At 73.6% G+C, this 26,272-nt stretch carries 23 protein-coding genes; 18 read left to right on the forward strand and 5 right to left on the reverse strand.

What is annotated here, in order from left to right; all coding sequences use genetic code 11:
* Positions 1-255: 255 nt before the first annotated feature.
* Both AB0J04_RS22410 and AB0J04_RS22415 read right to left on the reverse strand, forming a co-directional pair.
* The gene (locus AB0J04_RS22410) at positions 256-732 is read right to left on the reverse strand and encodes an Lrp/AsnC family transcriptional regulator (protein ID WP_363170303.1); all 477 of its coding nucleotides are present in this window, start codon (positions 730-732) and stop codon (positions 256-258) included.
* A gap of 101 nt (positions 733-833) precedes the next feature.
* Positions 834-2,240 (reverse strand): MFS transporter, encoded by a 1,407-nt coding sequence (locus tag AB0J04_RS22415; protein ID WP_363170304.1) that lies wholly within the window; start codon positions 2,238-2,240, stop codon positions 834-836.
* 525 nt (positions 2,241-2,765) lie between these two features.
* Here AB0J04_RS22415 and AB0J04_RS22420 point away from each other — a divergent pair.
* From AB0J04_RS22420 to AB0J04_RS22495, 16 genes are all read left to right on the forward strand, one after another.
* A complete protein-coding gene (locus tag AB0J04_RS22420; protein WP_363170305.1) occupies positions 2,766-3,596 on the forward strand; it encodes a 2-amino-3,7-dideoxy-D-threo-hept-6-ulosonate synthase in 831 nt (276 codons plus the stop codon).
* Complete coding sequence (locus AB0J04_RS22425) at positions 3,593-4,834, forward strand: 3-dehydroquinate synthase II family protein (protein WP_363170306.1); 1,242 nt, start codon at positions 3,593-3,595, stop codon at positions 4,832-4,834. The genes AB0J04_RS22420 and AB0J04_RS22425 overlap by 4 nt, the downstream gene beginning before the upstream one ends.
* A 6-nt stretch (positions 4,835-4,840) precedes the next feature.
* Positions 4,841-6,220: a class I adenylate-forming enzyme family protein gene (locus AB0J04_RS22430; RefSeq protein ID WP_363170307.1), complete on the forward strand. Its 1,380-nt coding sequence runs from the start codon at positions 4,841-4,843 to the stop codon at positions 6,218-6,220.
* A 116-nt stretch (positions 6,221-6,336) separates the two neighbouring features.
* On the forward strand, positions 6,337-6,612 hold the full coding sequence (locus AB0J04_RS22435; protein ID WP_363170308.1) for a phosphopantetheine-binding protein: 276 nt from the start codon (positions 6,337-6,339) through the stop codon (positions 6,610-6,612).
* Entirely contained in the window at positions 6,609-6,887 is a 279-nt protein-coding gene (locus AB0J04_RS22440; RefSeq protein ID WP_363170309.1) for an acyl carrier protein, read from the forward strand. The genes AB0J04_RS22435 and AB0J04_RS22440 overlap by 4 nt, the downstream gene beginning before the upstream one ends.
* On the forward strand, positions 6,877-8,052 hold the full coding sequence (locus AB0J04_RS22445; RefSeq protein WP_363170310.1) for a beta-ketoacyl-[acyl-carrier-protein] synthase family protein: 1,176 nt from the start codon (positions 6,877-6,879) through the stop codon (positions 8,050-8,052). The genes AB0J04_RS22440 and AB0J04_RS22445 overlap by 11 nt, the downstream gene beginning before the upstream one ends.
* On the forward strand, positions 8,049-8,888 hold the full coding sequence (locus tag AB0J04_RS22450) for a hypothetical protein (protein ID WP_363170311.1): 840 nt from the start codon (positions 8,049-8,051) through the stop codon (positions 8,886-8,888). Before AB0J04_RS22445 ends, AB0J04_RS22450 begins: the two co-directional genes overlap by 4 nt.
* The gene (locus AB0J04_RS22455; RefSeq protein ID WP_363170312.1) at positions 8,875-10,578 is read left to right on the forward strand and encodes a class I adenylate-forming enzyme family protein; all 1,704 of its coding nucleotides are present in this window, start codon (positions 8,875-8,877) and stop codon (positions 10,576-10,578) included. Before AB0J04_RS22450 ends, AB0J04_RS22455 begins: the two co-directional genes overlap by 14 nt.
* On the forward strand, positions 10,575-11,129 hold the full coding sequence (locus AB0J04_RS22460) for a hypothetical protein (RefSeq protein ID WP_363170313.1): 555 nt from the start codon (positions 10,575-10,577) through the stop codon (positions 11,127-11,129). The genes AB0J04_RS22455 and AB0J04_RS22460 overlap by 4 nt, the downstream gene beginning before the upstream one ends.
* Before the next feature lie 3 nt (positions 11,130-11,132).
* Positions 11,133-12,050: an NAD(P)-dependent oxidoreductase gene (locus tag AB0J04_RS22465; RefSeq protein WP_363170314.1), complete on the forward strand. Its 918-nt coding sequence runs from the start codon at positions 11,133-11,135 to the stop codon at positions 12,048-12,050.
* Complete coding sequence (locus AB0J04_RS22470) at positions 12,047-13,927, forward strand: FAD/NAD(P)-binding protein (protein WP_363170315.1); 1,881 nt, start codon at positions 12,047-12,049, stop codon at positions 13,925-13,927. The genes AB0J04_RS22465 and AB0J04_RS22470 overlap by 4 nt, the downstream gene beginning before the upstream one ends.
* 68 nt (positions 13,928-13,995) lie before the next feature.
* A complete protein-coding gene (locus AB0J04_RS22475) occupies positions 13,996-15,432 on the forward strand; it encodes an adenylosuccinate lyase family protein (protein WP_363170316.1) in 1,437 nt (478 codons plus the stop codon).
* Positions 15,429-17,000 carry an MFS transporter gene (locus tag AB0J04_RS22480; RefSeq protein WP_363170317.1) on the forward strand — a complete coding sequence of 524 codons (1,572 nt, stop codon included), beginning with the start codon at positions 15,429-15,431 and terminating at the stop codon, positions 16,998-17,000. The genes AB0J04_RS22475 and AB0J04_RS22480 overlap by 4 nt, the downstream gene beginning before the upstream one ends.
* Position 17,001: 1 nt before the next feature.
* Positions 17,002-17,730, forward strand: a complete 729-nt coding sequence (fabG, locus tag AB0J04_RS22485) for a 3-oxoacyl-ACP reductase FabG (RefSeq protein WP_363170318.1) — start codon at positions 17,002-17,004, stop codon at positions 17,728-17,730.
* 203 nt (positions 17,731-17,933) lie between these two features.
* Complete coding sequence (locus tag AB0J04_RS22490) at positions 17,934-19,490, forward strand: FUSC family protein (protein ID WP_363170319.1); 1,557 nt, start codon at positions 17,934-17,936, stop codon at positions 19,488-19,490.
* A 160-nt stretch (positions 19,491-19,650) separates the two neighbouring features.
* Positions 19,651-20,697 carry a lactonase family protein gene (locus tag AB0J04_RS22495; RefSeq protein WP_363170320.1) on the forward strand — a complete coding sequence of 349 codons (1,047 nt, stop codon included), beginning with the start codon at positions 19,651-19,653 and terminating at the stop codon, positions 20,695-20,697.
* A 100-nt stretch (positions 20,698-20,797) separates the two neighbouring features.
* On the opposite strand, the gene AB0J04_RS22500 is transcribed toward AB0J04_RS22495, so the two are convergent.
* Entirely contained in the window at positions 20,798-21,721 is a 924-nt protein-coding gene (locus AB0J04_RS22500) for a hypothetical protein (protein ID WP_363170321.1), read from the reverse strand.
* Between the two features lie 208 nt (positions 21,722-21,929).
* Positions 21,930-22,883: a BadF/BadG/BcrA/BcrD ATPase family protein gene (locus tag AB0J04_RS22505; protein WP_363170331.1), complete on the reverse strand. Its 954-nt coding sequence runs from the start codon at positions 22,881-22,883 to the stop codon at positions 21,930-21,932.
* A 304-nt stretch (positions 22,884-23,187) separates the two neighbouring features.
* Between AB0J04_RS22505 and AB0J04_RS22510 the strand changes: the two genes are divergently transcribed.
* Complete coding sequence (locus tag AB0J04_RS22510) at positions 23,188-23,865, forward strand: uracil-DNA glycosylase (RefSeq protein WP_363170322.1); 678 nt, start codon at positions 23,188-23,190, stop codon at positions 23,863-23,865.
* A 195-nt stretch (positions 23,866-24,060) separates the two neighbouring features.
* Here the strand turns inward: AB0J04_RS22510 and AB0J04_RS22515 are convergent, their stop codons facing one another.
* Entirely contained in the window at positions 24,061-25,155 is a 1,095-nt protein-coding gene (locus AB0J04_RS22515) for an exo-alpha-sialidase (protein ID WP_363170323.1), read from the reverse strand.
* A 269-nt stretch (positions 25,156-25,424) separates the two neighbouring features.
* On the opposite strand from AB0J04_RS22515, the gene AB0J04_RS22520 reads away from it, so the two are divergent.
* Complete coding sequence (locus AB0J04_RS22520; RefSeq protein WP_363170324.1) at positions 25,425-26,006, forward strand: hypothetical protein; 582 nt, start codon at positions 25,425-25,427, stop codon at positions 26,004-26,006.
* Positions 26,007-26,272: the final 266 nt, after the last annotated feature.

Here is a 26,272-nt window from a genome sequence, read left to right on the forward strand (position 1 = left end):
GCGTCCAGGCGGCCGGGGCCGGAAGCGTGGCCGCCGAGGCCGCGGGAGGCGGTGCGGCGCCGGCTCCGGGGACGGCGGCGGCGAGGATCGCGCTCTGGAGAAGAGTCCGTCTGCTGAGGGGCGGTGCCATGTGCTGCTCCTCTGGTCCACCAAGCATGTTCGATATCGCGAACGCTGTGCGAATGGTCGGCCAGACGCTAGAGGGGGAACAGAGAGCGTCAACGGTCCTGACGGAACCGCAAGTTGCGGGAGAGCCTACTTCGCGGCGGCCCGTCCGATCGACTCGACGAGCGGCAGCAACCGGTGCGGCACCCGCTCCCGCAGGGCGACCTCGGTCCGGGTGCGCACCACCCCGGGCAGGCTGATGAGCTTCTGGATCACGTCCTCCAGATGCGCGTTGTCGCGTGCCACGACCCGGGTGACGAGGTCGCCGCCGCCGGTGATGGAGAACGCCTCGACGATCTCAGGGACGGCGGCCAGCGCGTCGCCCACGTCGTCGAGGTGGCCCTGGGTGACCTCGATGTGCACGAACGCGAGCACGGGGTGCCCCAGCGCGGCGGGGGAGAGGGCGGGGGCCGTGCCGGTGATCACACCGTCCCGCTCCAGCCGGTCGAGGCGGGCCTGGAGCGTGCCGCGCGCGACGCCGAGCAGCCGGGCGTACTCCCGCACGCTTGTGCGCGGCTGCTCCAGCAGCAGTCGCAGGATGCGGGTGTCCAGCTCGTCCACGGCCATCCCGTCGGCCCTCCTCGCAGGTACCTGATCAGCGCCGACTGTACCGATGGCTCGGCGGATCCGGCGTCCACCGAGCCATGCGGCCGACCTGCCGGGGGGTGTCAGACGTCGAACTCGTGGTCGCGGGTCTCCGGCAGGGCCAGCAGGCACAGAAGGCTCAGCAGGCAGAGTCCGCCCGTGTAGAAGCCGAGGACGAGCGGTGACTCCCAGTGGCTGTTCAGCCAGGTGGCGACGAGCGGGGCGAAGCCGCCGCCGAAGGTGTTGGCGAGGATGAAGGCCGCCGAGGCGCCGGTGTAGCGCAGCCGGGCCGGGAACAGCTCGGGCAGGAAGGCCGCCACCGGCGAGAACATCAGCGCCAGCAGCATCAGCCCGACCGTGTAGGCCCCGGTGATCGCCCATACGTCGCCGGAACTCAGCGAGGCGTACATCGGCACCGCCCAGAGCACGCTGCCGACGGCCCCGGTCAGCATCACCGGGCGGCGGCCGATCCGGTCGGCCAGCCGGGCGGCCGGGAGGGTGAGGGCGACGCCGGCCGCCGAGCCGACGCTCGCGGCGATCAGCATCGTGTTCCGGTCGATGCCGAGTTCCTTCGGCCCGTACGACAGGCTGTACACGATGGTCAGGTAGTAGACGGCCGAGCCGCCCAGGGCCGCGCCGATGCCGAGGAACAGCCGGCCGGGATGCCGGGCGAGCAACGTGCCGAGCGGGAAGCGGGACCCGGCGGCAGGCGTCCCGGCGAGCGCCCGGGGCGTGCGGTCGGGGGTCGAGGCGAACACCGGTGACTCCGAGATCGTCGTCCGCACCCACAGGCCCACCACGACCAGCACCGTGCTGAGCAGGAACGGGATCCGCCAGGCCCAGTCGGTGAACGCGTCCCGGCCCGCGAGGTTCAGGGTGGGGAGGATGACGGCCGTGGACAGCAGGAAGCCGAGCGACGGGCCGGCGTTCGGGACGGACGCGTACAGCGCCCGGCGGCCGGGCGGCGCGTGCTCGGCGGCGAGCAGCACCGCCCCGCCCCACTCGCCGCCCATGCTCACGCCCTGGAGCAGTCGGAGCGTCACCAGCAGCACGGGGGCGAGGAGTCCGGCGGTCTCGTACGTCGGGAGCAGTCCGACGCCGACCGTCGCCACGCCCATCAGCATGAGCGAGACGACCAGGGCCCGCCGTCGGCCGATGCGGTCGCCGACGGTCCCGAAGAGCACGACGCCGAGGGGACGCGCGAGGAAGGCCGCGGCGAAGGTGAGGAACGCGGCCAGTGAGGAGACGGTGGCGTTGTCGGAGGGGAAGAAGGCGGGGCCGAGGACGAGCGCGCTGGCGGTGCCGTACACCGCGAAGTCGTAGTACTCGATCGTCGTGCCGACCAGGCTCGCGGCGGCGACCCGCGACGCCTTGGCCCCTGCGGGCCGTACGGCCCGCGAGGTCGGCGAGAGCGGCGGTGACGCGGACGGTCTCGGGTCGATCGGGTCGGAAACGGCGTTGAGGGCGGTATTGGACGGTAATTCAGGCATGGGGAGTCACTTCCGGTACGCCCGGTGCGTGGGGGCCGGGGCCGAATGGGGAGAGGGACGGCCTCGCATGTAACACGAACCGGAGTGCACTTGTCACCCCGGTCTCGTAATTCAATTTCAGCCGAGAAGCCTTCCGGCCGCAGTCTTGTCTCCGTTTCCCTCCGGCTCTCCCCGGTTCTCTCCGAAATAGCGGCCCAAATTACACGTGACACTGCTCCAAAGCCTCCGATGCGGCCATGGGTCAGGGCAGACCGGCCCAATATGCATAGAAGTCACCCGAACAGCACTCGTGGACCGCGTCAACCCGTCTCACCTATCAGAACGCTGTCAAATAAACATGCGACGGATGGCATGAATATTTGAGGGCGATCACGCCTTGCCAACGGCTGATCACTCACGGAATGCTGATCCGCAGGGGAACTTGAAATTTCTACGACCATCGTTTTTCGGACACGGCGACCGCATCAGACTGCATCGGTCCGACATTCCTGAATGCGGCCTCCAGGCTGGGAAGGCGCATTACCCATGCTGAAAACCGGCAAGTTATTACGCTTGAGAAGGCTTTCGCTGGCGGGGGACGGCAGGCATCTCTTCGTACCCCTCGACCACAGTGTTTCGGACGGTCCGATCGTCCCCGCCGACAAGTGGGACGACCTGTTGCGCGCACTGGTGGACGGCGGGGCCGACGGGATCATCGTCCACAAAGGGCGGGCCCGCTCCTTCGCGCCGGAGATCCTCAAGCGCTGCGCGCTGGTGGTACATCTGAGCGCCAGCACCGCCTGTTCCGCCGACGTCCACGCCAAGGTGCTGGTCGCCGACGTCGAGGAGGCGCTGCGGCTCGGCGCGGACGCGGTGAGCGTCCATGTGAACATCGGCTCGGACACCGAGTCCCGCCAGCTCGCCGATCTGGGCGCGGTGGCTCGTTCCTGCGAGGCCTGGGGCATGCCGCTGATCGCGATGGTCTACCCTCGCGGCCCTCGGATCGAGGACCCGCGCGACCCCGCCCTCCTGGCCCATCTGGCCAATGTCGCCGCCGATCTGGGCGCGGACATGGTGAAGACCTCCGTGGCGCTGCCGATCGAGCGGATGGCCGAAGTGGTGGCCAACAGTCCGATCCCCGTGCTAGCGGCGGGCGGTCCGCCGGACGACTCCGACCTCGTCGAGTACGGCGCCGCGGTGATGGCCGCCGGTTGCGGGGGACTGGCCATCGGCCGCCGGATCTTCTCCGCGCCGTCCCCGTACGCCCTCGTGTCGCGGCTCTCCGCGGTCGTCCACGGCGGCGACGGCGTTCCGGATGGCATGAGCATGACATCCACGAACAGCAACTACTCGACGATGGTGGCAGGTGTCGCATGAGGTTCGCGTGGATCGATCTCCGTGAAGTTCCCCGTCCGCAGCTCCAGGCGGTTCTCGACGCCGCCGTCCACGCCCGCATGGCCGGGGTGGTCTCCGCCGACGCGGAACTGCTCGGGACGCTGCCGCCGACCGTCACCCGGGTGCTCGTCACCGAGGGCCCCGCCCCGACCCCGACGGTCGCCGCGAAGAAGCCCGGCGACAAGGAGGGGAAGGACGCGAAGGAGGCGAAGGACGCCAAGTCCCCGGCGGCCGACCCGAGTTCCGCTCCCGGCGGCGGAATCGACCTCCTCCTGCGGATGTTCGGCGCCCAGGACGAGCTGGACGCCCTGGCCGCCGCCAACCGCGCCACCGCCACGGGCACCGGCACCGGCACCGGCGCACGGACCGGCACCCCCGTCGCCGGCTTCATCGGCGTACGCGACGACCGCACCCTGAGACTGTCGTGCTCCGGCGCCATGGCGCTGCCGTACACCGTCATCCACTTCGCCGACCCGACCAAGATCCCGCTGGAGATCGTCCTCGCCGCGGCCGAGTCGGCCGAGGGCAAGCTGGTGACCGTCGTCGACGGCCTGGAAGAGGCCGCGATCGTCTTCGACGTGCTCGAACGCGGCTCGGACGGCATCCTGTTCACCCCCCGCAGCGCCGACGACGTGTTCGCCCTGGCCCGGCTGCTGGAGGCCACCACACCCCAGCTGGAGCTGTCCACGCTCACCGTCGAGAGCATCCGGCACGTCGGCCTCGGCGACCGGGTCTGCGTGGACACCTGCTCCCACTTCGAGGAGGACGAGGGCATCCTCGTCGGCTCCTACTCCTCCGGGTTCGTGCTGTGCTGCAGCGAGACCCACCCGCTGCCGTACATGCCGACCAGGCCGTTCCGGGTCAACGCCGGCGCCCTGCACTCGTACACGCTCGGCCCCGACAACCGCACCAACTACCTCAGCGAGGTGGGCTCCGGCAGCGCCCTGCTCGCGGTCGGCGCCGACGGGCGGACCCGGCGGGTGGTGGTCGGCCGGGCCAAACTGGAGTCCCGGCCGCTCCTGGAGATCCGCACCCACGCCGAGGACGGCCGCCTCGTCAGCCTGACCGTGCAGGACGACTGGCACGTACGGGTGCTCGGCCCCGGCGGCAAGGTCCTCAACGTCACCGAACTCCGGGCGGGCGACGAGCTGCTCGGCTACCTGGCCGCGGACAAGCGCCATGTGGGCCTGCCCATCGGCGAGTTCTGCAAGGAGGTCTGAGGGCCCATGGACGACTCCCTGGAGGAAGCGGTCCAGGCACTCTTCGACGCGCAGGACGACGGGCTCCCATATCTGATCCACCGCCAGGAGGTCGTCACCCGGGGCGAGTTACGGGAACGGGTGGCAAAACAGGCCGCCGTCTTCGCCGGTTACGGCATCGGCCCCGCCAGCACCGTCGGCCTGCGGACGCCGCCCAGCTTCACCCAGGTCGAGGTGCTGCTCGCGCTGTGGCGGCTCGGCGCCCAGGTGCTGCTCTTCGACTTCCGGCTCAAACCGGCCGAGGTCGCCGGGCTCTGCGCCTCCTGCCGGCCGCAGTTCATGGTCAGCGCGGGCGCCAACGTCCGGGCGACGTTCGGTTTCCGGTCCGAGTACGAGGTCCTCACCGAACGCCAGACCGGCGGCCGGCCGGCCGCCACCGGCCACCGGCTGGTCCAGTTCAGCTCCGGCTCCACAGGGCGGCCGAAGGTGATCGGCCGGACCGCCCGGTCGCTCACCGAGGAGGTGAACCGGTTCGCCGGGGTCGCCGGCATGCCGGTCCGCGGCGACCGGCTGCTGCTGCTCAGCTCGACCGCGCACAGCTTCGGGCTGGTCGCCGGACTGCTGCACTCCCTCGCGGCCGGGGTCTGCGTCGTCTTCGCCCCCCGGATCTCCGCCCGGGACATCCTGCGCACCGCCGTCGACCACCGGATCACCGCCCTGTTCGGAGTGCCGATGCACTACGAACTGCTCGCCGCCGCCATCGACCCGCCCGCACTGCCCGAGCTGCGGGTCGCGGTGTCGGGCGGCGAGCTGATGCCCCCACCGGTCGCCGCCCGGTTCGCCGACCGCTACGGAGTGCGGGTCGGCGAGTCCTACGGGACCACCGAGTCCGGCGTGGTCGCCATGGACACCAGCGGCGCACTGCGGCCCGCGGTCGGCCGGGCCGCCCCGGGCGTGGTGCTGCGCGAGCACCGGGGCGAACTGGACGTCGCCCTCGCACAGTCGCCGTACCTCTTCGGCTCCGGGGGCACGCAGTACGCGGACGGTTGGCTGCACACCCGGGACCGGGCCAGCGTGGACGGCTCCGGCACGGTACGGGTGCACGGCCGCGCCGACTCCCTCGTGGTGATCGGCGGCCTCAAGGTCGACCTCGGCGAGGTCGAGAACGTGCTCCGGGAGCATCCGGCCGTCGAACAGGCCGTCCTGGTCCACGACGGCGTCACCGAGGCGTACGTCACGGTGACCGCCGGAGCCGGGCAGCCGTCCGCGGAGGAACTGCTGCGCTGGTGCCGGGAACGGCTCGCCGACTACAAGCTGCCCCGGGTCGTCCGGCTGCTGGAGACCCTGCCCCGCACGTCCAACGGGAAGCTGCTGCGCCAGGCGGCGGCGTTGCGCTCCGCGGGTTGAGCCGGAGTGACACCGGTCGTCCGGTCGTCCGCGAGTTGTCCGTGGCCTGTCGCGCAGTTCCCCGCGCCCCTGGGGTGCTGCACCTTCCCTGAAATCACTCACTGGAGACATTGATCATGAGTACGTCGACCCTGGAAGACGAGATCCGCGAGTTCGTCCTGACCGCGGTCATCGACGAGATGAACATCCTGACCAGCCGCGACGGCATCACGGACGAGAGCCCGGTGACCGTCGGCGGGCTGGACGTGGACTCGCTGAGCCTGATCGAGCTCACCCTGCGGCTGGAATCGCGGTTCGGCGTGGAGATCCCGGACACCGACATCGAGCCGCTGGCCTCCCTGACGCTCGGCGCTCTGGTCACCGAGGTCGTCCGACGCGGTGCGAAGGCATGAGGACGGCCCGTTTCACCACCGCTTCCGTCCGGGAACTGCTCGCGGACCGCAACGTCTTCCCGGGACTGCCCGACGACCTCGGCGACGACGCCGAACTCGTCCTGGACTCCCTCGGGTTGGTGTGGCTCCTGCATGTGGTGGAGGAACGCTACGGCCTGGTCGTGGAGCCCAGCGACGAGGACATCGCCCAACTGACCTCGCTGCGTCGCCTCACCGACTACCTGAGCGCCGCCGCGCCGGCCCCGGCCGCAGGGGGCGAGCACGATGAGCGCTGAGGTCACGGTCACCGGATTCGGCGTACGCACCGCGTTCGGCACGGGCGCCGAAGCCCTTCGGCGCGGAGTCTTCGCGGGAGTCCCGTCGTTCGCGCCCACCACGAGGTTCGACACCGGCCCGTACCGTACGCCGATGGCGGCCGCCGCCCCCGACGGTCCCGACGCGGTCGAGGACCGGGCCCTGCGCCACGCGCTCGACCTGTGCGGGATCCAGGCCCTCGACATGGCGGGCCTGCGCCCGGGCGCCGCGGCGGCCGTCCTGGTCGGCATCGCCGGCGACCACACCGGCGTCACCCGGTACTGGCGGGAGGAGGCGGGTTCCCCCACCGGCGGGAAGGTGCCGCTCTCCGACGCCGTGCCCGCGCGGCTCACCGAGTCGCTCGCCGACGGCCTCGAGCTCACGGGGCCGCGGCTGACCTTCACCAATGCCTGTGTCGCCTCCGCCGCGGCGATCGTGCACGCCTGCCGGCTGATCGCCTCCGGCCGGACCGACGTGGCGGTCTGTGCGGGCGGGTACCTCGTGGAGGAGGAGACCTTCGGGAAGTTCGACTCCGGGCGGGCGCTGTCCCGCGACGGCATGGTGCGCCCGTTCAGCGCCGACCGCAGTGGACTGCTGCTGGGCGACGGGGTGGCCGTCGTCGTCCTGGAGTCCGCCGAGCACGCCCGGCGGCGCGGCGCCCGGCCGCTGGCGTCCGTGGTGGGCTGGGGCGCGGCGACGGACGCCCATCACATCGCCCAGCCGCACCCCGAGGGCGCGGGCCTCGCCCGCGCGGCCCGCGAGGCGGCGCGGCTCGCCGGCGACCCGGACGGGGCGGCCCTCGGCTATGTCAACGCCCATGGCACCGGCACCAAGTACAACGACGGGGCCGAGACCCGCGGACTGCGGGCCGCCTTCCCCGAGCACGCCGAGTCGATCCCGGTCAGCTCCACCAAGAGCACCACCGGCCACCTCCTGGAGGCGGCCGGCGCGGTGGAGTTCGTGATCACGCTGCTGGCCCTGACGGACGGCGTGCTGCCGCCGACCGCCGGATACACCGCCGCGGACCCGGAGTGCGACCTCGACTACGTGCCGAACCGGCCGCGCCAGGCCGATCTGCGCCGGGCCCTCACCGTCAACGCGGCCTTCGGGGGCGCCAACACCGCACTCCTCCTGGAGCGGCCATGACGAACGAGCCTTTGCTGCGCTCCCCCCTCGGCGTCCTCGCCACCGCCACCGCCACCCACGGCACCGGGCGCGACGACGACATCACGCTGCCGAAGCTGCCCGGCTTCGTGGAGTCGGCGTTCAGCCCGCTGGCCTACGAGGTGAGCCGCCGTTGTCTGACCGAGCGGCCCGGCGACGGTTCGCGCACCGCCGTCGCGCTGGCCGGCCTGACCGGCGACACCACCACCGCCGACCTGGCCAGCAGCCGTATGGTCGCCGGGCGGGTCCACAACCCGCTGCTGTTCATGCAAGCCACCCCCAACTCCGTGCTGGGCCACACCAGTCGGGAGTTCGGCATCACCGGGCAGATGCTCAGCGTCTCCACCCTCGACGACCCGGTGACCGAGCTGCTCACCCTGGCCGAACTGCTCCTGGAGGACCCGGAGCTGGACCGCGTCCTGGTGCTGGGCGTGGAACTGGGCGGCGGCGCGCGGCTGGCCGCCGTGCACCGGGAACTCGCCGCCGACAGCGGCCGACCGGTCCCCCGCCTCCCGGCGGCCGCGGGTCTCGCGGCCGCGGTGCTCCTCGGCCGCCCCGACGCCGGGACCCCGGTGACGGTCCGCTCGGCCGAGCCGGTCGACGGCACCGGGGAACTGCGGCATCACGGCAGCATCCAGGGCCTGTTCGACCTGGCCGCCGCCCACCGGCGGCTGCTGCGCGACGGCGGCAGTCATCTCCTCGCGACGGAGCCCGGCGCGCGGCGCGGCCCTGCCGCACTCATCCTCACCGTCGGCACGGACTCAGCCGTGCGGACCCCCGCCGGAAGGAACGAGACGAAGACCCATGCTCATCAGTAGGCAGGAGCGGGCCCGGATCTGCTCCGACACCGAACTGGGCGCCGGCAACGTCCTGGAACGCCTGCGGGCGTACGGCCGTCCGCTCGGCGGCGAACCCGTGCTGCGCACGGACGGCGCCTGGCGGGCGCCGGACGGCAGCCGTCCCACGGCGCTGACGCTCGGCCGGCTGCGCGAGATCGTCGAGACGTACGCGGGCTGGTACGCCGCCCGGGGCGTGCGCCCCCGCGACCCGGTCGCCGTCCACTCCTTCTCCAGCATCGAATTCGCCGTGAACTTCCTGGCGTTGACATCTCTCGGCGCGATCCCGTCGTTCGTCAACGGCAATCTGGCCCCGGACACGGCACGCGCGTACGTGCGTCGGCAGGGCGCCGTCGGCGCGTTCACCGACCGGGCGCACCACGAGGTGCTGTCGGGATCGGACCCGGGCCTCGGCTTCTGCGTCACCGCTGACGACATCCTCCCGGAGCACCGCGAGTCGCTGCCCCGGGCGTACCCCTACCGGCACGACCCGAGCGACCCGGTGCTCATCTCGCACTCCTCCGGTACCACCGGCCTGCCCAAGGGCGTGCCGCACACCCACCGGACGCTGATGTACGCGCAGTTGCACCGGCTGCGCTACTCCACCGGCACCGACATGGAGCGCACCCTCGTGGGGCTGCCGGGCGCGCACAACGCCATGGTGGCGACGCTGCTGTACTGCCTGCTGCTGCACACCGACATCAAGCTCGTCTCCAGCCAGCGCGGAGCCGAAGTGCTCGACGGCGTCGAGGAGTTCCGGCCGACCACCGTGCTGGCCTTCGCCGGCACGTTCGGCGAGATGGCCGCCGAGGACCTGACGCGGCGCGACCTGTCGAGCGTGCAGGTGTGGTTCAACACCGGCGACGCCGCGCACGAGGCGCACATCCGGGCGCTCGTCCAGCACGGCAGCCACGTCGAGATCCGCCGGGACCTGAGCCGGGTGCGGGTGGACGGCTCGGTCTTCGTGGACGGGCTCGGCTCCTCGGAGGCCGGCTACTCCGTCTTCCACAACCGGCACACCAAGGACACCGCCGCCTACTCGCGCTGTGTCGGCAAGCCGATCAGCTTCGCCGAGGCCGCGGTGCTCGCCGAGGACGGCACCCCGCTGCCGCCCGGGCAGATCGGCCGCCTCGGCCTCAAGTCCCCCACCCTCACCCCCGGTTACTGGAACGACTCGCTGACCTGGAACCGGCTGCGGCTCGGCGGCTACTGGCTGACCGGGGACCTCGCCCACCGGGACGAGGACGGCAACTTCTACCACCTCGACCGGGTGCCGGACGCGGTCCGCACCCGCGCCGGCATGGTCTTCAGCACCCGCACCGAGGAACTCCTGCTGGCCGAGCTGCCCGGCCTCGCCGACTGCACGGTCGTCGGCGTCGCCCCGGACGGCGTCCGCGCCGACTGGGACGGCGACGGAGAGGCCGAGGCGTACGCCCTCCTCCAACTCGCCGACGACCGACTCGACGAAGAGCAGGGCGAGAACGGCGGCGAGGACGACGAGGTGTGGACCGCGCGGGTCAACGCCGTCCTGTCGACGGCCGGATTCCCGCCGGTGCACCGCGCCCTGCGGATGAAGCCCGACGACGTGGCCAAGGGCGCCACCGGCAAGGTTCTCAAACGAGTCATGCGCGACCGGTTCGCCGCCGTCGCCGCCGAGGAGCAGCACACATGAGCACGCACACGGACGCAGACGGCGTCAACCACCGCGCCCGGGCGGGAGAGGCCTACCGGCTGTGGTGGCAGCACGACGCCCACTGGTACCAGGGCGTGGCCGCGCGGTTCGGACAGCAGGCCGCGAACGAGATCAACGCCGAGGCGCTGCGCAAGGTCGCCCTGCACGTCGGGCAGCGGGTGGCCCGGCTCTCCGGCGCGCTCCCCGACAGCGGCGACACCGTCAAGGACCTGGAGGAGCTGCGCCGCCGCTACGACGCGTGCGGCGACCGGATGTTCCCGCCGGAACTGCGCAACGCCTCCACCGAGGTCGAGGAAGACGACCTGATCGTCCTCACCATGAAGCGGAACTTCGCCGTCACCATGGTCCGGATGGCCGGTTCGCTGGACGGCTACCGGTGTCCGTGCACCGACATCCACGCGGGCTGGTCCGAGGGGCTCTGCGTGACCCTGACGGAGAACCGGGCCGAGAGCTGTCTGCGGGACGGCGACAAGGCGTGCCGGCTGCTGATGCGGGTGGCCGGTCCGGTCGCGACCAGGACGGAGGGCTGAGCCGTGCGGATACTCGTCGCAGGGGCCACCGGAGTGGTCGGACGTCCGCTGGTCGGCGCGCTGCGGGCCCGCGGCCACGAGGTCAGCGCGCTGGTGCGGGAGGAGTCGCGGGCACCGGACGCGGACCGGGTCGTGGTCGCCGACGCCCTCGACCGCGAAGCCGTGCTGACGGCGGTCTCGGCCGCCCGTCCCGAGGTGGTCGTCCACCAGCTGTCGGCGTTGCGGCTGCTGCGCGACGACCCTCCGCAGGCCTTCGCGCAGACCGCGCGGCTGCGCACCGAGGGCACCGCGCATCTGGTCGAGGCGGCCCGCGCGGCCGGCGCCCGGCGCCTGATCGCGCAGTCCATCGCCTTCGCCGCCGCCCCCGCCGGGCCCCCGGCCCTGGACGAGGACGCGCCGCTGTACGTGGACGCCCCGGATCCGGGCTGGGCCGCCACCGTCCGGGCCGTCGCGGAGCTGGAGCGGCTGGTGTCGACCAGCGAGGACCTTGGCGGGCTGGTGCTGCGGTACGGCACCCTCTACGGCCCCGGCACCGCGTACGCGCGCGACGGCGGGACCGGGCAGCGGGTGCTGGCCGGGAAGCTCCCGCTGCCCGAGGGCGGGGCCGGGATCACCTCGTTCCTGCACGTCGAGGACGCCGTGGGGGCGGCCGTCGCGGCCGTGGAGTCGGCGGCCACCGGCGTCCTCCACCTCGCGGACGACGAGCCGGCCCCGGCCGCGCAGTGGCTGCCGCAGTACGCCCGCGCGCTCGGCGCCCCGCCGCCGCGCACGATCCCGGCGGCGATGGCGCCCCGGCTGCTGGGCTGGTTCCTCGCCCATCAGCTGACCGCGGCGCGCGGGGCGGCGGCCGACCGGGCCCGGTCGGCGCTGGGCTGGAAGCCGCTGCGGCCGAGCTGGCGCGACGGGCTGGGCGAGGAATGACCGACCCCCTCGGCGCCCTGTCCGTGTGCGTGATCGGGGCCGGTCCGCGCGGGTTGTCGGTCCTGGAGCGGATCTGCGCCAACGCGGAAGGGACGGGTCGGCCGGTCACCGTCCACCTCGTCGACCCGTACCCGCCCGGCCCGGGCGCGGTGTGGCGCACCGACCAGCCGGGCGAGCTGCTGATGAACACGGTGGCTTCCCAGGTGACCCTGTTCACCGACGACAGCGTGGACTGCGCCGGGCCGTCCGTGCCGGGCCCCAGCCTGTACGAATGGGCGCGCACGATCGGGCAGGGCACAGGCGGCCATCCGGACCGGGTCCTGGCCGAAGCGCGTCGGCTCGGCCCGGACACCTACCCCACCCGGGCCTTCCACGGCCACTACCTGGAGTGGGTCTTCCAGCACTTGTCACGCACCGCACCCGAGGGGGTGACGGTCCACCCGCACCGCTCGACGGCGGTCGCGCTGGACGACACCCCCGACGGACGGCAGACGGTCACGCTGGCGGACGGCCGTCGGCTGACCGGGGCGGACGCCGTGGTGCTGGCCCTCGGCCACGGAGAGCTGACCCCCGACCAGGAAGAACGCGCGCTGGCCGACTTCGCCGACCGGCACGGCGTGACCTACGTGGGCCCCGCCAACCCCGCCGACGCACAGCTGAGCGGGATCGCCTCGGGCACGCCCGTCGCCCTGCGCGGCCTCGGACTCAACTTCTTCGACCACCTGGCGCTGCTCACCGAGGGCCGTGGCGGCGCCTTCAAGGAGAGCGAGACCGGCCTCGTCTACCTGCCGAGCGGCAACGAGCCGGTGCTGTACGCAGGTTCACGGCGCGGGGTGCCGTACCACGCCCGGGGCGAGAACGAGAAGGGCGCGCTCGGCCGCCACCACCCCCGCTTCCTCACCCCCGAAGTCATCGCCGGGCTGCGGCGACGGGCGGACGACGGACGTCCCGTCGCCTTCCGCGACGCGCTCTGGCCGCTGATCGACCGTGAGGTGCGCACCGTCTACTACGAGGCGTGGATCCGCGCCGCCCACGGGACTCGGGCCGCCGAGGAGTTCGTCCGCTCCACCCTCGCCGGCCGGTGCCCGGAGGAGCTGCTGCTGGACCGGTACGCGGTGCCGGCCGGCGAGCGCTGGGACTGGCGGCGCGTCGAACGCCCCTACGGCGGGCGTACCTTCGCCGACCGGGAGGCGTTCCGGCAGTGGCTGCTGGGGTATCTGCGGCGGGATCTCGTCGAGGCCCGGCTGGGCAATGTGAGCGGGCCGCTGAAGGCCGCCCTGGACGCCCTGCGGGACCTGCGCAACGAGATCAGGCTCGTCGTCGACCACGGCGGGGTCCCCGGCGACTCCTACCGGGACGAACTGGACGGCTGGTACACGCCGTTGAACGCCTTCACCTCGATCGGCCCGCCCGCCTTCCGCATCGAGCAGCTGATCGCGCTGATCGAGGCCGGGACGCTCCACCTCCTCGGTCCGGGGATGCGGGTACGGCCCTCGGCGCGCGAGGGAGGCTTCCTCGTGGACGCCGAACTGGTCGCCGAGCCACCGGTGTTCGCCGGCACGCTGATCGAGGCCCGGCTGCCCGCCGTCGACGTACGGCGCAGCGCCGACCCCCTGCTCACCGGGCTGCTGGCGGCCGGCGCCTGCGTCCCGTACCGGCTGGGGGACCACGAGACGGGCGGGCTGGCCGTGACCGGCCGCGCGGCTCGGCTGGTGGACGCGACGGGCCGGGCCCACCCGCGCCGGTTCGCGTTCGGCGTGCCGACGGAAGGCGTGCGGTGGGTGACGGCGGTCGGCGTCCGACCCGGCGTCGGCTCGGTGACGTTGGAGGACTCGGACGCGATCGCACGGGCCGCGCTGCTGCTCACACCGGCGTGAGCGCAGGCGTGAGCGCAGGCCCACCGCAGGTTTGTGACGAAACATCAGACATGAGATGCAGGGAGTCGATGAGCGTGAACGCGCTGTCCGCGGGTACCGACGCGGGCCTGCTCGCCCCCACCTGGGCGGACACGCCGGTCGCGGCCGAGGTGACCGACGAGGCCTGGCTGCAGGCCATGCTGGACGTCGAAGTGGCCCTGGCCCGAGCCCAGTTCGCCGTCGGGCTCACCCCGGCCGCCGTCGTGGAGACGATTCGCTCCGCGGCCCGCGAGGACCGGCTGGACCCGGTCGCCCTCGCCCGGGAGGCGCGGGCCACGGCCAACCCCGTGGTCGCACTCGTCGCCGCCTTCACCGAGGCGGTCGCCGCCCGGGACCCGGCCGCCGCCGAGTACGTGCACCGCGGCTCCACCAGCCAGGACATCCTCGACTCGGCGGCCATGCTGATCGCCCGCCGGGCGCTCGGCCTGATCGCCGCCGACCTGGACCGCGTCAGTGCCGCCCTCGCCGCGCTGGCCGACACCCACCGCCACACCGTGCTGGCCGGCCGCACCCTGACCCAGCACGCGGTGCCCACCACCTTCGGCCTCAAGGCGGCCGGCTGGCTCCAGTCGGTCGGGGACGCCCTGGCCCGCGTACGGGCCGTCGCGTCCGCCCTCCCGGCGCAGCTCGGCGGCGCGGCGGGCACCCTCGCCGCGTACGGCGAGTACGCGGCCCTTGACGGCGGCAAGGCCGACAGCGCGATGGAGCTGCTGCGGCCCTTCGCCCAGGCGCTGGAGCTGGCCGAACCGGTGCTCCCGTGGCACACCGCGCGCACGCCGGTCGCCGACCTGGGCGCCGTGCTCCAGCAGGTCACCGGGGCGCTCGGGAAGTTCGCGCTCGATGTGCAGACGCTGTCCCGCACCGAGATCGGCGAACTGTCCGAGCCCGCGGCGGCCGGGCGCGGGGGCTCGTCGGCGATGCCGCAGAAACGCAACCCGGCGCTCGCCACGCTGATCGTGTCCGCCGCCCGTCAGGTACCCGCCCACGCGCTCGTCCTGGCCCAGTGCATGCTCGCCGAGGACGAGCGCCCGGCCGGTGCCTGGCACGCCGAGTGGCAGCCGCTGCGGGAGGCGCTGCGGCTGGCGGGCGGGGCCGCGCACACCGCCGTCGAACTCGCCGAAGGGCTGGTCGTGCATCCGGAACGGATGCGCGCCAACCTCGAACTGACCGGCGGCGCGATCGTCGCCGAACGGCTGACGGTGGCCCTGGCCCCCGCACTCGGCAAAGCGCGGGCCAAGCGGGTGCTGACCGCCGCCACGACCGAGGCGGAGAGCGGCGGCCGCCCGCTCGCCGAGGTGCTCTGCGCCCATCCCGAACTGTCGGCCCGTCTCACCCCGGACCGGCTGGCCGAACTCCTCGACCCGGCCCGGTACACCGGCGCGGCCGACGCGCTCGTCGAGCGGGCGCTGCGCAGCTACGGGAACGCCGACGACCCCCGCCCGACCGCGGACGGGGACACCCGATGAGCGCCGTGAGCCGCACCGAGGAGACCACGAAACAGGCGGCGCCTCCTCGGTCCTGGCCCGTCCTCCTGGTCGTCGTCTGCGCCCAGATGCTGATCTGGCTGGACACCTCGATCCTCAACGTGGCCGTCACCACCCTGGCCGATCCCGACGGGGGACTCGGCGCGACCCCCGCCGAGCTGGAGTGGGTCGCGAGCGCCTACACCCTGGTGTTCGCCGGCACCCTCTTCGCGGGCGGCGCGCTCGCCGACCGCTTCGGCCCGCGGGCCACCCTCGTCGCCGGCCTCGCCCTGTTCGGCGTCGCGTCCGGGGCGGGCGCGTTCGCCGGGAACGCGGGCTGGCTGACCGTGGCGCGCGCCTTCATGGGCGCGGGCAGCGCACTGCTGATGCCCGCGACCCTGTCGGTCATCGTGCAGAGCACCCCGGCGGAGAAACGCACCCGGGCCATCGCGATCTGGAGCTCGTCCAGCGCCCTGGGCGTGGCCGTCGGCCCGGTCGCGGGCGGGGCGCTGCTCAGCCACTTCTGGTGGGGTTCGGTCTTCCTGGTCAACGTGCCGATCGTGGCCCTGTGCCTGGCCGGGGTGGTGGCCGTGGTGCCCGCGCTCAAGGGCCCGGTGCGCCGGGTGCTCGATCTGCCCGGCCTCGCGCTGTCGGTCCTCGGCCTCGGCGGTGTCGTCTACGGCGTCATCGAGCTCGGCGACGGCCGGAGCTGGCACGGGGCACACGTCCTGCTGCCCCTGGTCCTGGGCGGTGCGCTGCTCACGGCCTTCGTCGCCGGCCAGCGCAGATCCCCGGCGCCCAGCCTGGACCTGCGGCTCTTCCGGCAGCCCGGGTTCACGGCCGGGAGCGTGGTGCTGCTGATCGCGTTCATGGCGCTGGCCGGGCACCTGTACTACGCGGCCTTCTACCTCCAGGGGCCCCGCGGGCTCTCCCCGGCCGACGCCGGAACCGTGATGATCTCCGCCGCGGTCGGCATCCTCCTGGGCAGCCAGGCCTCCCCGGCGATGAGCAGGCTGCTGTCGGCCCGCTGGACGGTCGCGGCCGGGGTCCTCCTCACTGCCGTCACGTATGTCGGCTATCTGTGGTTCGACGGACGGACCCCGATCCCGGTCGTCGTCGCGCTGCTGTGGGTGCAGGGCTTCGGCATGGGCCTGGTCGGCACACCGGTCACGGCCGTGATGATGAGCGCGGTGCCGCCGCAGCTCGCGGGCGCCGGATCGGCCGTCAACAGCGTCACGCGGCAGGTCGGCGGGACGCTCGGGGTGGCCATGGCCGGCTCGATCCTCTCCGGGGTGTACCGGGAGCGCATGGCGGACGCCCCGCTGCCCACCGGCGCACCGGGGCTGTCGCCCGGCGCCGCGGAACAGGCCCGGACCTCGGCCGAGGCGGCACGCTCGCTGGCCGGCTCCCTGCGGCTGCCGGAACTGGCCGCCACCGCCGACCGCGCCTTCCTCGACGCGATGTACGCGGCCACCTTCTGGATCGCGGTCCTGGCCTTCGTCGGATGCGTCGTGGCCGCCGTCGGTCTGCGCCCACGCAAGACCGCGGACGGTGCAGGCGGAGGGAGCTGAGATGACAGGGACCGACGAGCGCACGGCGGCCCGGTCGGTCCTCGTGACCGGCGGGAACCGGGGCATCGGGCTGGCCATAGCCCGCCGCTTCGCCGCGGCGGGAGACCGGGTCGCGGTCACCCACCGCGGCGAGAAGCCGCCCCCGGACACCGGTCTCCTCGCCGTGCGCTGCGATGTGACGGACGGCTCGCAGGTGGACCGGGCCTTCAAGGAGGCCGAGGCCGCCCACGGCCCGGTCACGGTCCTGGTCGCCAACGCGGGCGTCACCGGCGACCGGCTGCTGGTGCGGATGAGCGAGGAGGACTTCACCTCCGTGCTCGACACCAACCTCACCGGAGCGTTCCGGGTGGTCCGGCGCGCGGTGCGCGGGATGCTCGGGCAGGGCCACGGCCGGATCGTGCTGATCTCCTCCACCGCGGCACTGCACGGGGCCGCCGGGCAGACCAACTACGCGGCGGCGAAGGCGGGGCTGGTCGGGTTCGCCCGCTCACTGACCCATGAACTCGGAGCCCGGGACATCACCTGCAATGTGGTGGCCCCCGGACTGACCGAGACGGACATGAGCCGCGCGCTCACCGAGGAGCAGCGCCGCGACCTGCTCGGCCGGACCCCGGCGGGCCGCCTCGGCCGCCCCGACGAGGTAGCCGACGCGGTCGCTTTCCTGGCCGGCGCCGGTTACGTGCGCGGCGCCGTCATCCCGGTCGACGGAGGCGCCGGACTGGGGCACTGAACAGGATGGGCCGTTGGCCGACCGACGGCGAGGAAATACGCGCCCTGACTGAGCCATTGGCCCAGTGTCCTCAACGCCTGTTGAACCACCAGCCTTCTTGATGCTGAGATGGCCGCATCGATGGCGCTGCGGACTCCGCGGCGCCTTTCTCATGCCGTGGGTCATGGCAGGGTGCGATCAGGTGAGGGAAGGGGCGGGGCAGCATGCTGAAGACGGCGTTCGTCGCACCGGACCCCGGGCGCGCGCGGCTGCGGTTCGCCTCCCGGGCCGTGCTCGGCATCGGGCTCGCCGTCGCGCTGTGCGGACTGGCCGGGCACTCGCTGCCGTCCGCCGTCACCGGTGGTCTGGCGGCGCTGCTCGCCCTGTTCACGGTCACCGACCCGACGGTGCGCGGGCAGGCCGTCACGACCGCGCTGCTCCCCGTCGTCGGACTGCCGGTGCTCGCTCTCGCGGCCGTCCTGCACGACACGCCCGTCGCCCGTGACCTGGCCTTCCTCGCCGTCGTCGGGGCCGGGGCGTACGCGCGGCGCTGGGGGCCGCGCGGGCACTCGCTCGGCGTGTTCGCGTTCATGACCTTCTTCGCCGCCCAGTTCCTGGGGACCGTCCCCGCCCAGCTGCCGGAGCTGTACGCGGCGGTGCTGATGTCGCTGGGGACGGCGTCGGCGGTGCGCTTCGGCCTGTGGTGCTACGAGCGCCGCTCGCCCGCGCCGATGGCCGTCGCCCCGCCGACCGGCGGTACGGGCCTGGCGCGGATCACGACGCGGCAGGCGCTGCAGGCGACCGTCGCGGCCGGGATCGCCCTCGTCGCCGGGCAGGCGCTGTCCGACCAGCGGTGGTACTGGGCGGTGGGCGCCACCTGGTGGGTGTTCGTGAACACCACCTCGCGCGGCGAGACGCTGGTGCGAGGGTTCCGGCGATTCCTCGGGACCGTGATCGGGATCGTCCTGGGCCTGCTGGTGGCCGTCCCCCTGCACGGGGAGCCGGTGGCGACCGCGGTGATCGTCGCGATCAGCGTCTTCGGGATCTTCTACTCCGCCGCCGTCTCCTACACGTGGATGATGCTCGCCGTCACGGTCATGGCCAGCGCCCTGTACGGAGTGCTCGGCCTGCTCGACCCGGCCCTGCTCGTCCTGCGGGTGACCGAGACGGCCGTCGGGGCGCTGGGAGCGGTGCCGGCGGTGCTGCTGGTGCTCCCGGTGACCACGCACTCCGTCACGGACGCCTGGGTGGAGCGGGCGCTGCGCTGTGTGCACGCCTGCACGGCCGAGGCGGCCGCCCGGCTCGCCGGCTCTCCGACGGCGGGCCCGGCCCGCCGCGTGGTCGAGCTGGAGCAGATCCTCGCCCGGGTCCGGCTGTCGCTGGCGCCGCTGGTGCATCCGCTGAGCCCCCTGCGGGCGCGCGGCGCGCGGGCCCGGCAGGTGCTCGCGCTGCTCGACGACTGCGCCCGTGAGGTGCGCGCACTGGCCTCGGTCGCCGCGGACCCCGAGGCCTCGCACGATGCCCGCCTCGTCGCCGCCTGCTGGCGGGTCGAGGCCGCGGTCGAGGCGCTCACCGCCCTGCCGGCCGAGGCACGGCCCGGTCCGGCGCACACGACTCCCGATCCGCCGCACAGCGCGTCGGCCGAGCAGCTCCTGCCCCCTCCTGCGCACGGGCTGCCCCATGGGCACGCCCTGTCTCATCTGCACGCCCTGGAACAGGCCCTCCTCGAACTGGCCGTACCCCTTCGCGGCTCCGGCCGCCGAGTCCCGACGGGCGCCTGAGATTCGCCCGTCCGCGTCCGACCGTCGCCCGGGCGTCGCCGGTCCGGCGGGGGAGATCGCGTGCCTGGTCTAGACCGCACGTGATCGACTGCTACCGTCACCCCGAGCAACAGCGTCAGCAGCGACAGTGGCGACAGCGACGACCCGGGAGGGGACAGCGGTGGCAGACCTCGGCGGAAGGGGACGGCGGGCGTTCATCGGCTCGTTCACGGCGGCTGGAGGGCCCGGGATCGTGGCCGCCGCCGTGGACCCGGCCAATGGCGCACTGACCCCCTTGAGCAGTGTGAACGGCGTACCGGACCCCTCCTACCTGGCCCTGTCGGCCACCGGGGACACGCTGTACGCGGTCAGCGAGACGGCGGACGGCGCGGTGGTCGCGTACCGGATCACGGGCGATGCGCCGGAACAGGCCGGACCGCCCGTGCCGGTGGACGGCAGCGGCCCCACCCACCTCAGCGTGTTCGACGGGCACGTCCTCACCGCCAACTACGGCTCCGGCAGCGTCACCGCCGTCCCGGTCCACGCCGACGGCACCCTCGCCCGCGTCGCCTCCGGCGTCCTGCGGCACACCGGCTCGGGCCCGCACACCCGGCGCCAGCAGGCCCCGCACGCCCACCAGGTGCAGCCTGACCCGAGCGGTCGCTGGGCGGTCAGCGTGGACCTCGGGACGGACTCCGTGCGGGTGTGCGCCCTGCGCGACGGCAGCCCCGTGCTGCACCGGGAGCACGCGCTGCGCCCCGGCTCCGGGCCGCGCCACCTGGCCTTCCACCCGGGCGGCCGGTACGCCTACGTCGTCAACGAACTCACCCCGACGGTCACCGTCTGCCGATGGGAGCCCTCGGACGGCTCGCTGAAGCCGCTGGCCGAGACCGCCGTACTGCCCGGCGCGCCGGCCGGGGACGCCTACCCCTCGGGCCTCGTCGTCTCGCCCGACGGCCGGTTCGCCTGGACGGCCACCCGCGGCGAGGACGTGCTCTCCGTGTTCGCCGTCGAGGACGACGGGGAGACGCTGCGGCTGGTCGGCACCGTGCCCTGCGCCGGGCACTGGCCGCGCGCCCTCGCCGTCTCCGGTTCCGGCGACTTCCTCTACGTCGCGAACGAGCGCTCCGGCGACGTCACCTGGTTCACCGTGGACCGGGCGACCGGACTGCCCCGTCGCGGCGGTTCCGTCCCGGTCCCGGCGGCGTCCTGCGTGGTCCTCGGCTGAGACCGCCCGCGACCTGGCGGCCGCACCCCGTGGCAGCACGCGAGGGGCCCGCTCCGAACGGAGCGGGCCCCTCGCGTTGACCTGCGTTCCCGCGAACGCCTCAGCGGACCGGCGCGCCCTGCGGCTGCGGCGGGGCGATGCCGAGGGCGGTCGTGTACTTGGCCAGCGCGAGCTTGCCGATGGCCGGGTACGGGCCGAGCGCCTCGGCGGCGGCACAGCCGGCCTCCTTGGCCGCCTCGTGGACCAGCGTGGCGTCGATCTCCGGGCCGATCAGATACGGCGCCAGCGCCAGCTGCTGCGAACCGGACGAGCGCAGTTGCTCGGCGACGGAGGCGATGGAGCCCTCCTGGTCGAGGGCCGCGGCCATCACCGGCACGGCGAGCCGCGCGGCGAGCAGCATGCCGGTGATCCCGGCGGCCTGCACGGCCTCCTCGCCGCCGACGGAGGCCAGGACGATGCCGTCCGCCGCCGTCGCCACGGTGAACAGCCGGGCGCGGTCCGCGCGGGCCAGACCGGCCTCGGACAGCCGCACGTGCAACGCCTCGGCGAGCAGCGGGTGGGGGCCGAGCACATCGGTCAGCTCGGCCGCGATCCGGCTCTCCATGACGGCCTGGCGGACCTGGCGCAGCAGCGCACCGTCGGGGCCGGCCAGCAGCGGCACGACGACGGCTACGGGGCCGTCGGGCTCCTTGACGTCCAGACCGGCGGCACGGGCCTGTTCGAAGCGGGCGGTGCGCTCTTCGGCGGCGTACGTGAGCACGGCCTGGAGGGTGGGGAACTCGGTGTCGTCCCCGTCGAGGTAACCGATGCGCGCGTCGAGGCCGGGGAGCTCGGAGCGGGCGATGCTCACGATCTCCTCGGCGAGGCCGCGTGTGGCGGTGCTGGGCGTGCCCGGCACCGCGAGCACGAGCGCGGGCGCGCCCTCGGGAGCCGCCAAAGGCTCGGGTCGGCGGTGCCGCCCGGGCTGGCGAGGCCGCGGCATTCGTACTGGCAGGCCGGACGCGGGCCCAGTGGGGGAGCTCATGGCGAGGCATGTTACTGGCTTCTTGGGCTCCCCTGTTCGGGGAGGGTGCACGTGAGCGGTATCCGTCCGGTTTTGTCTGATGAGTTACGTGCGGATCAGAAGTGATCAGAGTGTTTTCCGGGCGACTTGCCCTCGAAGGAGGTAATCCGAGGTAATCCCCCATTTGGGCCATGGCGTACGGCCCCTACGCAGGATGCATCACGATGTGTTACGTCTGCCGCACCACCGTCAGCAGCGTCTTCTCGCCCGGCAGCGTGAACGTGTCGGTCGCCAGCGCGGTGGCGATGCGCACGGCGCCGTCCAGCGGATCGCCCTCGGGCGGCACCCGCATCGCGTGCGGCAACCGTCTCGCGAGTTCCTCCTCCACGGGGACGAGGAGAGGGTCGCCGATGGTGAACAGGCCCCCGGTCAGGGCGATCCGGGACTCCCCGCCCGGCGGGCACACCGCCGCGGCCGACTCCGCCAGGTGCCGCGCCGCCGCGCGCAGGACGCCGGCGGCGACCGGGTCGTCCTGAGCGCACGCGGCCACCTGCGGCGCGAAGGAGGCGAGGACGGCCGCGCGGTCCGGGCGGGGGTAGAGCTGACCGGGCAGCCCGGCCATCGGCCCGAACCGCTGCTCGGCGCAGGTCAGAAGAGCGGCCGACCCGCCGGGACGCCCGTCGTGGGCGCGCAGCGCGGCTTCCAGCCCGGCCCGCCCGATCCACGCGCCGCCCCCGCAGTCGCCCAGCAGATGGCCCCAGCCGTCCGCCCGCTGCCATGCCGTCAGGTCGGTGCCGATCGCGATCAGGCCGGTGCCCGCCGCCACCACGGCGCCCGGCCGCGACCCGAGCGCGCCGACGTAGGCGGTGACGGCGTCGGCCACGAGCGCGGTCGTCCGGACCCCGAACTCCCGCGCCAGCGCACCCGGAAGCTCCGCGCGCAGCGCCTCGCCCAGGGTGCCGAGCCCCGCCGCGCCCACGACGGCCGTGCTCGGCGGCGGCGAACCGGTCTCCGCCGCCAACGTCCTTACCAGGGGCACCAGTTGCGCCATCAGCTGGTCGGGGTCGATGCCCCGCGAGCCGGTGCCCACAGGTGCCTGGGACGCACGCCGGGCGAGTGCGCCCCGCCTGACGCTTCCCAGGGCGACCCGCAGCCCGGACCCGCCCGAATCCACGGCGAGGATGCCGGAGTCGGGGCCTGAGGCGGGGCCGGAGTCCGAGGCGGGGCCGGAGTCCGAGGCGGGGCCGGACCGGGCGCGGGAGCCGGGGGTCACGGCAGAGGCCGGTCCGGCACATGACGGCCGTGGCGGAGCGGCTCGACCACTGGGCGCGACAAGCGCCTCTCCTTTCCGGTGACCGGCTGCGCGATCTGCTGGACCGGCTCGCCGACCTCGACGAGGAGGAAGAGTAGCGCCTGAGGGGCGGCCCCTGTGCGGAGGATTCCCTGCGCGTGCAGGGCGTCTGTGTGTGCCAGTAGAGTGACGCGCTGTGGCACCACGACCCTTGCATGAACTTGTTGAAGCAGGCTGGGCGAAGGCTCTTGAGCCTGCGGCCGAACGGATCGCGGCGATGGGGGACTTCCTCCGGGCCGAGATAGCGGCGGGCCGGACCTATCTGCCGGCCGGGGCGAATGTTCTGAGGGCTTTCCAGCAGCCCTTCGACGACGTCCGCGTGCTGATTGTCGGCCAGGATCCCTACCCCACGCCGGGTATGGCGATCGGGCTGAGCTTCGCGGTCTCGCCGGAGGTGCGTTCGCTGCCGGGCAGTCTGGAGAACATCTTCCGGGAGATGCACTCCGACCTCGGGTTGCCCAGGCCGTCGAACGGCGATCTGACTCCGTGGACGCAGCAGGGGGTGCTTCTGCTCAACAGGGCGCTCACCACCGCCCCTCGCAAGCCCGCCGCACACCGGGGCCAGGGCTGGGAGGAGGTCACGGAGCAGGCGATCCGCGCGCTGGCGGCGCGCGGCAAGCCTCTGGTGTCCATCCTGTGGGGGCGTGACGCGCGCAATCTGCGGCCGCTGCTGGGGGATCTGCCGGCGATCGAGTCGGCGCACCCCTCTCCCATGTCGGCGGACCGCGGTTTCTTCGGCTCGCGGCCGTTCAGCAGGGCCAACGACCTGCTGCTGCGCCAGGGTGCGCAGCCGGTGGACTGGCAACTCCCGTAGGCCACGGCCCGGCTGCCTCCGAGCCGCCGGGACGAAAGAAGCCCCCCGGTCGATTCGTCCGCGGATATCGCCGGTACCACGCGTGGCGCGCGCGGTTCCCGATCCCTTACGCGCGACCCACGTGCCTTGGCAGATGTCGCCCTCGGGTTCGACGGCCCGTGTCCAGGCCGGTTGATCCCGTTGATCCCGTTCGGGTCATCCGATCACCGCGGCTCGTACGCACAGCACGTCCGGCAGATGGGAGGCCAGCTGCCGCCAGCTGTCGCCGTCGTCGGCCGAGGCGAACACCTCGCCGTTGCGGTTGCCGAAGTACACGCCGGCCGGATCCGCGTCGTCCGTGCGGAGCGCGTCCCGCAGGACCGTGCCGTAGTGGTCCTCCTGCGGCAGTCCGGCGGTGAGCGGCTCCCAGCTGCTGCCCGCGTCCGCGGTGCGGAACACCCGGCATCGGCGGTCGGCGGGGACCCGGTCCGCGTCGGCGTTGATCGGGAACACGTATGCCGTGTCACCGCGGCTCGGGTGTGTGGCGACGGCGAAGCCGAACGTGGAGGGCAGGCCCGCGCCGATGTCGGTCCACCGCCCGCCCGCGTCGTCGCTCCGGTAGACGCCCCAGTGGTTCTGGAGGTAGAGGCGGTCGGGGTCCGCCGCGTCCCTCGCGACCTTGTGCACGCACTGGCCGAACTCCGGGTTCGGATCCGGCAGGAACACCGCCGAGACGCCGGAGTTGGACGGCGCCCAGCTCGCGCCCCCGTCGGTCGTGCGGAAGACGCCCGCGGTCGACACCGCCACGGTCACGGACTTCGGGTCGCGCGCGTCGGTGAGGACCGTGTGCAGGCCCTCCCCGCCGCCGCCCGGCACCCACTGGGAGCGGGTGGGGTGCTCCCACAGCGGGCGGACCAGCTCGAAGCTCTCGCCGCGGTCCTCCGAGCGGTACAGCGCGGCCGGTTCCGTGCCCGCGTACACCACGTCCGGCTCGGCGGCGGAGGGGTGCAGCTGCCAGACCCGCTCCAGCGAGGCCTCCGTGTCCTGCGGGAACCTGACGGCCTGTCTGGCCGGTTCGGTCCAGGTCCGGCCGAGGTCGTCGGAGTGGAACACCGACGGGCCCCAGTGCGCGCTGTCGCCGCCGGCCAGCAGCCGCGGGCGGTCGCCGCGGGTGTCGATGGCGACCGAGTAGATCGCCTGTGCGTTGAAATAGGGGCTTTCGTCGAACTCCCAGGCGCCACCGCGCCGACGCCCGATGAACAAGCCCTTGCGCGTGCCCACCGCGAGCAGTACCTCGGTCATGCCGATCACCTCCGCCGCGTCTTCGACATCTTTGTCTCAGACACCGGCCAGTCTGCACCCCGCCACTGACAGTCACCTCTGGAAACACCGTCGCCGCAGGTCACAGCCGTCAGGGTGGGCCCTGACCGTTGGAGATCGGCCACTTTCGCCGGGACGACTGCGCGGCCGCGGGGGCGCGTGGGACCGTCGGGACGAGGGGGTCGCTGAGCATCGGGCCCGCCGGCCGCGTATGGGAGGGCAGCCGGGATGTTCATGTGTTCATGAGGAGGAAGCCTTCGATGGCGTTCCGTGGTCCGAAGGTGTGGCTGTGGCGCTGGCGGCGCAACCCGCTCAAGCGTCGCGCCGACACGGTGGAGTCCTGGGTCGTGCTCGGCGTGTGGGCGCTGACCGTCCTCGCCGGGGTACTGGCGGGGCTGGCGACCGCAGGGTCCGTCGAGAACGGTCTGGCGCGAGAACGCGTCGAGTGGCGGCCCCTGGTGGGGCGACTGACCGAGCAGGCCCCGGGCAAGGCCTCGGCGAGCGCTTCCTCCAGCGGTGACCAGGTGTGGGCGAAGGTCGGCTGGACCGGGCCGGACGGCTCCGGGCACACCGGCCAGGTCCGGGTCGGCCCCGGCAGCGCCGTCGGCACCCCGGTCACGGTCTGGACGGACCGGCAGGGCCGCCTGGTGACCCAGCCGGCCACCGCGGCCCAGGCCAGACTGCGCGCCTCCCTGGTCGGCGGCCTGGCAGGCGTCGGCGCGGCCACTCTGCCGCTCGCGGGCGGCCGCGTCCTGCGGGGCCGCCTGGAACGCCGACGCGTCGACCAGTGGGACACCGACTGGGCCCGCTTCGCCACCCTGTGGGGCCGCTCGACGGGCTGATCGCGCCGCCGTCGTCGCCCTGCGGTCCCGCTCGCCGGGGCCCGGGTGGCAGCAGAGGTGCACCGAGTGCTCTCCCCGAGCAGGCGCGGGAGCGTCGGCACCAGGACGGTCGGGAGGCGCGGTCCCGGACCGTACCGGGGCCGCGCCGCGCGGCCGGTCGTTCCATGGCGAGGCCTCGACGCCTTGCGCGGGACGTCCTCGCGGGACGCCGTCGCGCGAAGCGACCGAGGCCCTCGACGAGGGCGGTGACGAGCGGGTCGTCCCGC

Source organism: Streptomyces sp. NPDC050263 (genome assembly GCF_040655955.1).
Lineage (GTDB): Bacteria > Actinomycetota > Actinomycetes > Streptomycetales > Streptomycetaceae > Streptomyces.